The sequence below is a fragment of the Parashewanella curva genome, assembly GCF_003675895.1.
In the GTDB taxonomy this organism is placed as follows: Bacteria; Pseudomonadota; Gammaproteobacteria; order Enterobacterales; family Shewanellaceae; genus Parashewanella; species Parashewanella curva.
The window spans coordinates 60174-71329 of sequence record NZ_ML014769.1; the positions used below are offsets into that span (position 1 = coordinate 60174).

10 protein-coding genes and 1 pseudogene are annotated in these 11156 nt (G+C 30.6%); 6 read left to right on the forward strand and 5 right to left on the reverse strand.

The annotated features are described in order from the left end of the window. The first annotated feature begins 12 nt into the window (after positions 1–12). From D5018_RS08515 to D5018_RS08535, 5 genes are all read left to right on the forward strand, one after another. Positions 13–2217 carry a hypothetical protein gene (locus D5018_RS08515; RefSeq protein WP_121838587.1) on the forward strand — a complete coding sequence of 735 codons (2205 nt, stop codon included), beginning with the start codon at positions 13–15 and terminating at the stop codon, positions 2215–2217. Further along, the gene (locus D5018_RS08520) at positions 2210–4249 is read left to right on the forward strand and encodes a site-specific integrase (RefSeq protein ID WP_121838588.1); all 2040 of its coding nucleotides are present in this window, start codon (positions 2210–2212) and stop codon (positions 4247–4249) included. Before D5018_RS08515 ends, D5018_RS08520 begins: the two co-directional genes overlap by 8 nt. Next, the gene (locus D5018_RS08525) at positions 4246–5238 is read left to right on the forward strand and encodes a hypothetical protein (protein WP_121838589.1); all 993 of its coding nucleotides are present in this window, start codon (positions 4246–4248) and stop codon (positions 5236–5238) included. Before D5018_RS08520 ends, D5018_RS08525 begins: the two co-directional genes overlap by 4 nt. A gap of 119 nt (positions 5239–5357) precedes the next feature. Continuing rightward, positions 5358–6038, forward strand: coding sequence for a uracil-DNA glycosylase (gene ung, locus D5018_RS08530; protein ID WP_121838590.1), 681 nt, complete (start codon positions 5358–5360; stop codon positions 6036–6038). Continuing rightward, entirely contained in the window at positions 6035–7276 is a 1242-nt protein-coding gene (locus tag D5018_RS08535; RefSeq protein ID WP_121838591.1) for a site-specific integrase, read from the forward strand. The genes ung (D5018_RS08530) and D5018_RS08535 overlap by 4 nt, the downstream gene beginning before the upstream one ends. A 13-nt stretch (positions 7277–7289) precedes the next feature. Here D5018_RS08535 and D5018_RS08540 read toward each other — a convergent pair whose 3' ends face one another. Continuing rightward, a complete protein-coding gene (locus tag D5018_RS08540) occupies positions 7290–7691 on the reverse strand; it encodes a hypothetical protein (protein WP_133309259.1) in 402 nt (133 codons plus the stop codon). 79 nt (positions 7692–7770) lie between these two features. After that, entirely contained in the window at positions 7771–8334 is a 564-nt protein-coding gene (locus tag D5018_RS08545) for a competence protein CoiA (protein ID WP_121838593.1), read from the reverse strand. 343 nt (positions 8335–8677) lie between these two features. Between D5018_RS08545 and ung (D5018_RS08550) the strand changes: the two are divergent. Then, a pseudogene (gene ung / locus D5018_RS08550) lies at positions 8678–9166 on the forward strand (uracil-DNA glycosylase); the annotation flags it as partial. Between the two features lie 12 nt (positions 9167–9178). Here the strand turns inward: ung (D5018_RS08550) and D5018_RS08555 are convergent. From D5018_RS08555 to D5018_RS21665, 3 genes are all read right to left on the reverse strand, one after another. Beyond that, positions 9179–9886 (reverse strand): hypothetical protein, encoded by a 708-nt coding sequence (locus D5018_RS08555; protein ID WP_121838595.1) that lies wholly within the window; start codon positions 9884–9886, stop codon positions 9179–9181. 29 nt (positions 9887–9915) lie between these two features. Beyond that, positions 9916–10509 carry a hypothetical protein gene (locus D5018_RS08560; RefSeq protein ID WP_121838596.1) on the reverse strand — a complete coding sequence of 198 codons (594 nt, stop codon included), beginning with the start codon at positions 10507–10509 and terminating at the stop codon, positions 9916–9918. A 179-nt stretch (positions 10510–10688) separates the two neighbouring features. After that, positions 10689–10838 (reverse strand): hypothetical protein, encoded by a 150-nt coding sequence (locus D5018_RS21665; protein WP_165905024.1) that lies wholly within the window; start codon positions 10836–10838, stop codon positions 10689–10691. Positions 10839–11156 lie beyond the last annotated feature (318 nt).

Genomic DNA, 11156 nt, shown 5'->3' on the forward strand with positions numbered 1-11156 from the left:
TGAGGAAACTGAATGAAAATAAAGTCTAAAGAAGGTACATTAAACACAATCACCTTTCATAAATCAGCAGCAGCTAAGGTACTGCCCCAACTTACAGCATCATTGATAGAGGCTGCACAAGCTTATATTCCATATCGCACCAACTCTTCAGCTTCACACCTTAATAGTGCTTTTAACATTCTTATTCAATTCTGCTTTTCACAAAGCATATTATCTGAATCAAAAAAGTATAACTCAATTGAAGACTTTGACATTGAACTTACACATGGATTTTACCATTATCTAAAACTAAATTATGATATTAGACCTGCATTCAACAAATATAAAATATCAAGAAAAGCAATTCTAGATTATATAAAAGAAAAAAATATAAAGCACAGTAAAAATCTAGCATTCCCAATAGCTAGATCGATTCCAGCAAAACCTACAGATCCATTACCAAAAAAAACATTAAATAATTTATTTTCAATCTTAACTAAAAGGATTGACAATATAATTGAGAAAAAGAATTTAAAAAACAAATTGATAAAAAATGGAAAAATATTAAACATAGAAGAAATAAAGCTTGAATCTTCTAAGGACTATAGCCTAAAAAATATATGCTTCCTATATAAATATCACTACAAAGAAGAAAACAATAGACACACTCAAAACCTTCTACCAAAAATTAGAAAATGTGAAGATGCGAACGTAGCAAAAATGAAGGTATCAGAGTTCGTGGTAGCATACAACAAAAATAAATGGAGCAAACTGGCAGATACAGGTAGACACCCCAAGGGAACACCTATAACTAGCTATAATTTAAAACTTGAAGATGTAGTCACAACTTTAGTTAACTTATATCCAAACTACCCTTTAAATACTAATATAGATGAATTAAGAACCAAATACTGTGGTTCACAGACTTCTAATGGAGCAAAATCATTTAAAGATGTTAAGAATGAATTTGAATATTTCAGATACAAGGAATATGTACATCATAGTTGTGAAACAAAAAAATATAACTTTTGCGGTAATGATATTAACTCTTGGTGGGAAATAATAGAATTGCTTTACCCTAACGCAGAAGATATGGTTGCAATACTCTTAATGATAATGCTGCAAACTGGATGGAACAAGGAAACAGTTTTTAACATAAACATAAATGATTACACTCATGCTTTAAGTGATTTAAATGAAAACAACTCCGTATTAATTAAATCATACAAAATTCGTGGGCAACAAGATATAAATCTTCCTTATTCACAATCAAAACCTATATACTTTTGTTCAAATAAAAAAGAAAAATATTCCGCATACAACTTATTTAAATTATTGATTGATATTACAAACCCATTGAGAGAATCACAGTATTACAAAGAAATTAAAGAATCAAATCAAAATAAAGATATTGCATTCTTATGTCTAAAAAACGAATACAGGTGGGGGAATAAAAAAAGTGATAATATTTTAGTAGATCTGAATAACAAAAAAATATATAGCATAGCCATGAAACACTTTTTAAATAAAAATGAACTAAACGATGAAAACGGCAGAATAGACTCATCGGAAAAACTCACCAGTAGACTAAGAACAACTTGGAAAATGATAAAGCAAGATACTGGAATAGGTAAAGAAATGATGTCAATCCTTATGGGGCATAGCAGCTATGATATAACAGACGAACACTACGATAACAGTCCGACAGCGATTAAAAGAAGGTTAAACAATTTAATAAATGAAATGACCTTGATCGAATCCGATTTAAAAACAGGACAGTTTAGGGGAACGCTAATACCAAATAGAATTGGAGATAGAGATAGAAATGCAGAATCCAAATTTAAATATGGAAATATTTTTGTAGATGATAAAAATGAAAGGCTTATCTGTATTTGCAAAGACTCATCCAATCCTCAATTTTATCAACATGAACTTTATGTTAGAGAAGATAAACCATGTAAATTCATAACGAAGTGCTTATTATGCCCACAATCGTTAGTTACTAGAAACTCACTACCATATATAATTGATCGAAGACAATATATTCTTGAACAAGAGTCAATATTATCTAAATTAATATTCGAAGAATTGTATTCTGACGAACTTTCGGCAATTCAATATGTATTAGAAAACTGGGAGGATAAAAATGATATAGAAGAGGCTGAAATTTTTCAAATGGAAAATTACCCATTACTACCAGCCATGCCAAATATAGCTTTTGGAGAACAACATGAGTAACATAGATCTATTATTACAAGAGTTAGACTTTGATGATAAATCATTACTTATAGATGCACTAAATGAACTTGATGAAAATCAGAATGTTAACAGTATTAATGTAATCAACTCCTTATACGATTTAACTGATCAAGAAATATCTAATTGCTATATTACATCAACAAACAAATTTTCTGATGAAGTATGGGAGTTATTCACAAAAACAGATAGAGTAGGACTTACCTTTAAACTTCATTCTTTACCAAAAGGTGTTCATGATTATCAAAATATAAACAAGAAACTTACATTCCTATTTAAACTATTAGGATATTTCTCCATACCTCATAATGATTTACATGGAACAATAAATAGTTATCACACAACACAAGCAAAGCACTCACATATAAGAACCATGATCAAATACTTGTTCATTGATAACGCCTTATATGAACCATCTAAATATTGTAATAACCTTATTTTAAGCCAAGTTTTAGAGGCTTTCAATGAAGCCAAAAAAAGCGAAGTAAAATCACACTATTCAGAATTTTATAAAGGTCTACAATTTTACATTTCACTTTCAAAACTAAACTTAATACCTAAGAGATACCAGTTACCTTTAAGCATTACCAATTACAACTATAACGGCATAAAAAATAATTTAAAAGAGCACGAGCTTATACATTTAAAAACATATACACCATTAAGTGAAAATGAATTAGAAAAAATAACAAAAAACATATTTACTATTAGTGGTGGTATAGGAAGAAAATTTTTAATATTGTACGAGAAACTTGAAAAGGCTAAATTGTTAAACAAGTACAAAATAAAAACTAATTCAAAACATTATGAATGGCTTAATAAAATACCTCCTATAAAAGATATAAATGAAAAAGTAATATTTGAGTTTAATAAAGATGAAACAGGTGCTATAAAAATTAAGGAATTTACTATAGAATTAAGAGACAAAGTGATCGGTGCGTGTATATGTAATATTTGCTTATTAACAGGAATGAGAGTAAGTGAATTACAAACTCTAAAATACAACTCCTGCATTAAACTCGAAGATGATAATTATCTGCTAGAGTTTACAAGAAAGAAGACAAGCGTAAACCCAATTAAAGGTGATAGAGAACGAGTCCCTGTTGTAAAGTCGGTTTTTGATTCACTGGAAATCATAAAAAAAATATTTAAATTAAAACTTAAAGAAAAAAAAGAAAATGAATACTTGTTTGCAGTAACGTCTAATAAAAATACTAATGCACGTAAAAGCCATCATGGAATTAAAACACGAACAAGTATCATGGAAATAGTCAGGTACTATGGAGAAAGTTGCAACGTAAAAAACCTACACGTTCACAGATTAAGAAAAACTATAGCTTGGTTATTAATAAGTAGAAGTGAAAAAAACATTGAATTAGTAAGACACTTACTAGGTCATAAATCCTACAAGATGACTTTAAAATACATTTTACGAAATTATGAACTTGTAGATGAAGTCATACACTTATTTGAATACCAATATACTTCAGAGCTAACAGATTTACTGCAATCAATATTTAACAAGACATATAGTGGTAAAGCAGGTGATACTCTTTCAGAAATAATAAAAAAGAAACCAGAAATTTTTAAAGCAAACATAGTTTATACCACTGTAGAAGAATATATTAAAACTATAATTGAGTCTGGTGAGTCAATATTTTTAAACAGAATACCAATAGGTGGATATTGCATTGTAACCGAATTAAGTAAAGAACAACAAACTCCATGTATGCGTATTCTTGATAATGGCGAGTACTCCCAACCAGACCCACAATTATGTGACTGGATAAACTGTGAAAAAAGAATATTAACATCAACAGCAATTCCCACACTTAAGCGTGATATATCGTTTTATAAAAACAATTTAAAAATAAAGAATTTGAACCCCAAAGTAAAAAAAGAGTTTCAAAGAACAATTACTTTTTTAGAAAATGAAATAATAAACATAGAAAAAGAAAAAAATAATCCTAATAATTTTGTTAAAACATCAAAAAACAGCAGGAGAATTATATGAGTTCAGATGATATTAGAAAAAAAATTGCTCATGTAATAATTATGTCGAGAATCAACAAAGTGAACAAATTAACTGTCACTCATGTTTGTAAAAAAGTAGGAATATCAAGAAAAACCCTATACAAATCTTATCCAGACATGCTTAATGCTATTAAGGGATATGAAGATGTGGATGAACAACTTTTTGAGCAAGAAATTTCCAATCAAGAATTATACATAAAATATAATCAAAAAAGTGAACAACTCGATAAATTAAAGAACTCAATAGACAGTTACAAAGAGGAATTTAAAAATAAAACCTTCACACTTCTTATGAAAAAAGATATTTCGATACATAATGCAGAAAAGGAAAGTATTAACTTAGTAAATACAAGTAAACAACTGAATGAAAAAATAAAAGACATTAAGCATTTAGAAGCGTCTTTAGGAGTCGAAAGAGAAGATAACATCAAACTTAAATATGAAAACGAACAATTAAAAAACTCTTCCTCTGGAATTGTAGAATTCATTAACATGAAACCTAATATTACTTCAGCAATGACACAATATAAAAAGAACAATGAAATAAAAGATTACTTAAATAGATTAAGCTTTGCTGTAGAACAATTAGTTGAAGACGCTATACAAAGGGCAACTAATGAAGAAGTTAACGCTATAGTCATTATGCATGAAAGGTATAACGTTAATGATACAAGCATTAAAAAGAAAATATTTCTTCCCAAAGGTAAATATTTATTTATTTCAATCCCGATCCCTCAAAGAACTAAACGAAATGAATTTTTATCTGAATTATTTAAATTAAAAACACCTATTATTGCAATCGTTGCAGAGTCTTCTCAATCCAATCAAACACTGTATCGAAACAATGAAAAAATAAGTGAGTTAATCCCTGATAAATATTTATCCATCATAGATAGAAACTTTCAAACACCTGTTATTTCTGATGGTTTCGACACTATCACAATTGTAAAAGTCAACCAGATTATTTAATATGACAATTTAATATAATATATATAAAAAGTGAATAAAATATAAACTTATTGATATTAAATATAATCATGATAGATTTAACATAAATTACTTAAATAACTTCATAAGCTGAGCAAAATATGACATATAGTTGGGATGATTTTTTAAAAAATGAACTAAATACAAAAGAAATGAAATTGGTACTAAAACAAATTGAACTTGAAAGAGCTAATAATGACACAATATATCCAAGCTCAGAAGACGTATTCAACGCATTTACCTATACCTCATTTGAAAGTATTTCGGTTGTAATATTAGGTCAAGATCCATATCCAACAAAAGGGTTTGCACATGGTTTATCGTTCAGTGTTAATACAGCAAAAGGTAGAACACCACCTTCATTAAAAAATATATACGATGAAATAAACCGATCTTTTCAAGTTGATTTACCTGTCAATCGTAAATTAGAATGTTGGGCTACACAAGGTGTATTTCTTTTAAATTCAGCATTGACAATAAATTTAAATAAAAAAGAACACCATTTAAGACTATGGAAAAATTTTACTAACAAAGTTATTAAATACATAAATGACAATAAAGAGTCTGTTGTTTTCTTGTCATGGGGTAAAAAAGCACATGAATTCACTGACAAAGTTGATCAAAAAAAACATAAAGTGATTAAAACTTCTCACCCAACAACTATGAGTTGTAAAAGAAGTGGTGTTGGATATATAGCTTTTTCTGGTTCAAATTGTTTTTATGATACTAATGAATATTTAATATCAAAAAATAAAGCTCCTATTGATTGGAATAAAATATGATTATCAAAAGGGAATACATAAAGTACAAGCATAGTTTAACAGGTTTACTATGCTCTCATCATATTCTTTATATTGATGATGAAGAAATATTTTTACTATCTCATGTTAACATTTATCTTTCAGAAAAGTGCTCATCATCAAAAAATACATCTTCAAGATATAGTAGAGTACTACAAAACTTTTTTACTTTCTTAGTTGAGTCAACAAATAAAGATAATCTCATACCAGAAATATTTTTATTAGGTACTGAAAGCAAACTTAAAGAATGGCAAATCAAAAGGATATATAATAGAAATTTAAATGATTTAAAAAGACCTAGTGAAAAAACAATTTATAATGATGCTTGCTTAGTTCATGACTTCTATTATTGGTTAAAAAACAATGGATATCACTCACCAATCAATGTTACATCGAAAAAATGGATTGCAAATTTTAAAAGTGAAAATGATTTATTATCTTACACACATAAGCACCAGAAAAACATTAAAGAAAACAAGACAATAAAAGCCTTATCACGTAGAGTTCAAACCAACACTTCTGAAAAAAACATATTATCTATAGAAGAAATTAAAAAAGCTTTAAGTTTATATAATGATCATGTATACCCTCTATTATTTAAGTTTTGTTCATTCACAGGGCTACGCCCATCTGAAGTAGTTCAGTTCCCTTATCATGGTACTGGTTTAAATTCACATATTTCTAGTTGGCAAAATATGGAGAAAATTTACCATAACGAGACTAATTTCATTTTCAATGTTGAAGGAAAGGGAAATAAATTAAGAAAGGTAAAAATTAATTGTTCTGAATTTGCTTCATTATACTCTTTATACCAACCACATTTGATTAAAAGAAGAAAATTATATCGTAAAAAGTATAATAAAGAATGTCCTTTAAATATTTTATGGTTAAATAAAACTGGAACACCCGTTACTTCAAAAATGATTTCAGATAGAAGTTATTCTGTTAATAAAAAACTTGATTTCAATTTTGAGTTTTATGATTCTCGGCATTGGTACGCAACGATGTTCATGGTAATACACCTAAAAAATACTAATGGTGAGTTAGCATACAATTCGGCAGTAGAGCAAGCATTAATGAACCAAATTGGTCATGAAAGCATTGTTACTACTTATCAGCACTACATTTCAAAGGCTCAACTATATCTAGAGTATATGAAAAAAGATCCAAGAGTAGGAGAACTTTATTCCAGTCAAGAACTTTTAAGTTTATTAGACTAAATCCTTAAACTCATCACTTTTTAACTCTTAATCGAGTACATATCAATTGTCGTTTTGATAAAGAGACATTAGAAAGCGAGCTACCTGTACGCCTTTTTGCTGAACCATTCCAACTTAACCCTGTTAATGCTGGATTATTAATTATATTTTCTGGTAATTGATATTCCCGATCTTTTTTTGTGGTTTTGAATTTAATTACAAAGCCCTTTTTTTCCCAATCACCCAAAATTGCAGCAACCCTAGGATGATTTATAGAATCTTTTTTACCGATACCTCTTAAAAGTGTTTTTATTGGAAGTGCTCTTTTTTGTCCGTATATATACAAGGTAACAAAAAGTAATTTGTGTAAATCAGGCTCAACCTTATTTAATTCTATTAATTCATAATAATTACCTTCACTTGTTCTTCTTTCCATAAAAAACATAGACGTAGAATTAATAGTTCTATATCTACCTTCAAAATAGTGTGTAACTGGCCTATTAGATGTACTTGATCTATAACAAAGTTTGTTCTTGTAGGATTTCGTAATCAATGACGAAACATTCCGATAAATTTTCGTGACACCAATCTCGATTGGAAATTGTATTTGCATCTTTGCCAAGCCACCAAACAACGTCAATTCCTTCATCTTTATAATCTCTAGTTCTTTCTTCTAATTCAAATGGAGTAATACTTGATAACTGGACTTCATGTGCGACAATCCAACCATTAGGAAATTTAAAAGCCACATCAATGATTCGTTTTAAGCTATCCAAAGGGAACTCAAGTTCTACATGTGCTTCTGAATACTCTGAAAATTCAGTTACTAAATTTTTCGCCAAATATTCTTTAAAATAGAGATGTTCGGGAGATTCAGGGTGAGATTTATATGAACTTGGGCATATATCCTTATGAACAAAGTGTATTGTTGGTTTTGACCTAAGATGTCCTCTTATAAACATATCTGATCCGCAATATGGGCATACCACCTGATCTTTAGTTAGTTCTCTTCGTGGGTCTTCTAAATGAAGAATATTAATTCTATCTCCAGTGCTCTTGTCTTTTCCAATAAATGGCATCAATAACTACCTAAAATATATAACCTAAATTCTAATAAGATAGTATCAGACGTTAATGTTAATCAAAACATCCTACATTACTCAAACTACATAAATTTCAAACCTAAAATGTTTACAGCACCAAGCATTACACATCTGCAAGCATTAAACTTTACTAATATGAGGTAACAGTATAAAATTCGAACTATGAAATAGAGGGTAACAAAGCAGCGAGTATTTAATAGTTACAAAAAGGTAACAGTATGATTCGTGATCTTCCTTCATGTATTCTCAGGAAGCCTATATACAATAGCTAATTTAAAACTACTCACTCACTCACTCAAAATAAAAATTACGAAATAGTATCGGGCAAGATCCTTACCATGGACCTAACCAAGCACATGGCTTGTGTTTTTCGGTAAATAAAGGAATAAAAGTTCCACCGTCTTTGGTGAACATCTATAAAGAGCTCGCAACGGATATCGAAGGCTTTACAATTCCAGAACATGGTGATTTACGACCTTGGGCAAAACAAGGCGTTATGTTACTTAATACCGTATTAACTGTTGAGGAAAGTAAAGCACACGCTCACGCAGGACATGGCTGGGAAATTTTTACTGATAAAGCATTAGTGAAACTCAATGAACAGTTCCACCAAATTGTGTTTGTACTTTGGGGAAGTCATGCGATTAAAAAGTCAAAATTAATCACTAATCCAGTTCATCAAATCTTGACGGCACCACACCCGTCACCGCTATCAGCCTATCGTGGATTTTTTGGTTGCGGTCACTTTTCTCAGGTCAATAAACTACTAAAAGACGCCAATTTTGAGCCAATAAATTGGCAGGTTTAGTGTTTAATGGTTTTAACGTTTGCGGATCTTATATTCTTGATAGATATCATAGACTAGCCAACAAGGAACCCAAGTAATGACGACTAAACAAGCAAGAGGAATACCCACAGCAAGAATGACTGGAGCTAAAAAAAATGTGCCTACCCCAAAACCGATCATAGCTCCCCATGCCAATGCTTTTTGCCAAAAAGGCATCACCAATTTTTTCAGTTCCTTCGGTTTGGTGATGGGTTCATTCTTGTCTGTTTTAGGAATGTAATTTAATGATGGGTGCTGAATTCGCCACATGTTCACTCTGTTTGTAGTACCCACATTTAAAAATGAACTAAAACGTTTAGCGAGTCTTTGTGACATCTTGTTATCGACTTTAAATCCTTTTGCAACCGCAGCAGACTCAGTTGCAGACTCTGTAACATGAAAGGTTGCGTACATTTTGAGGTGCGTCCAACAAATAGCAACAGGGGTTTCAACGCAACTCACCCCAAGATTGTAAGTGACAGAAGCCTTTTTTTCTTTTGCTTTACTATACCAAGTTAATGTCAACGTTTTAGCACCAGAATCAGCAAACTCACGCCACTCTTTATCAGTAATGTCACTACACTTCCCGTTGGGTAACTTTATGAATTTTTCTTTTTCAGTGACTCGATCTTTGTAGGATGCAACCACAGGATCATTAGGCTGACTTGCAGGTAATATATACTGAGCGAGTTTTGAAACCATAAATTACTTCCTCAACGCTTTAACATTGATCAGCTATAAACACATTCATCTCTGGGCATTCCAGAATCAACACAGATTTTTACTCCTAGAATGATCACGGCAGGAACTATCCAAATAAGACAAGTTAAAGCAGCAACGGGAGTTACAACCTTTATTAAAACTCTTCGATTTCGTGATATTAAATTAGGAACTTCGTAGCTCTTATGCCGTGTCAATACACAATGGTTCATTCGCCATATTTTAAGCCTTAATTCAGTTCCTTTATTAAGTTCGTAAGTGAATTTATCAGACAAACCTTTTTTTATTTTCTTGAGCAAAGGTACTGGAATATTTTCATAACTCTCAAGGAGTTCATTTTCAGTCAATACATAAAACTGAACATTAAATTTAGTATCTTTAAAAAAACAGGTTATGTCATTTGACTCTGTTTCAATTCTAATTTTGAAGTCTATTTTCTTACCGCTTGATAGTGTTACGATCAATTTATCCGTATTTGCACTCAGGAAATCATCACAATCCGCTTCATTTAAGGAGCTGATTTTTCCTTCAGGTACTGGAATTGTGATCATTTGTTCGGAAGAAAGGCGCCGTGAATCACCACTCTTATATGAAAGGTTTTCCATTTGATCTCCTTGAGACGAAAACCAGGTAAGCTGAGAATAAGCGGCTGCAGACGGAGAAGACATTCAAACTCTCAGTAGTAACAATATAAAACATCGACCTACCACTATACTTGATAGAGTTTAACTTAAGAGTGAATTGTAAATTAACCTTAGTTAAGCGACTTTGCGCTCATAAAAGGTTAAACCGATAAACGAGCAGGAATAACATGTAATTCAGTACCCTTGTTGAGTACAGCTTCAAACCTATAGGCAAACTCTGTTCCTATTTTCTCTGCTAACTGTGGATTATATTCCTCATCACCCAATCCTTCTTCATGCTTTGTAAGCATGACAAAGTTCACCTTAAATTGAGTATCTTTAAAAAACAAACCAACGCTATTGGGTTCTGTTTTGATACTGACTCGGTAAGTAATTGAAGCATTATTACAATGGTTCGGACACTTTTTATAAGTAATTGAATTTACAAAATTTTATAAATTGAATCTGAAAACACAGATTCATTAAAATTCAATGACTTACTCATAGACAGGATCTTAAGCGTAAGATAATAAAAAGATAGAAAAAAGGCTTCATATGTGATCAAATTATTTCGCCAAAAACAAACAGATTACTCAGAAGCCGATGTCCATTATTTCAGTTAAGCAACA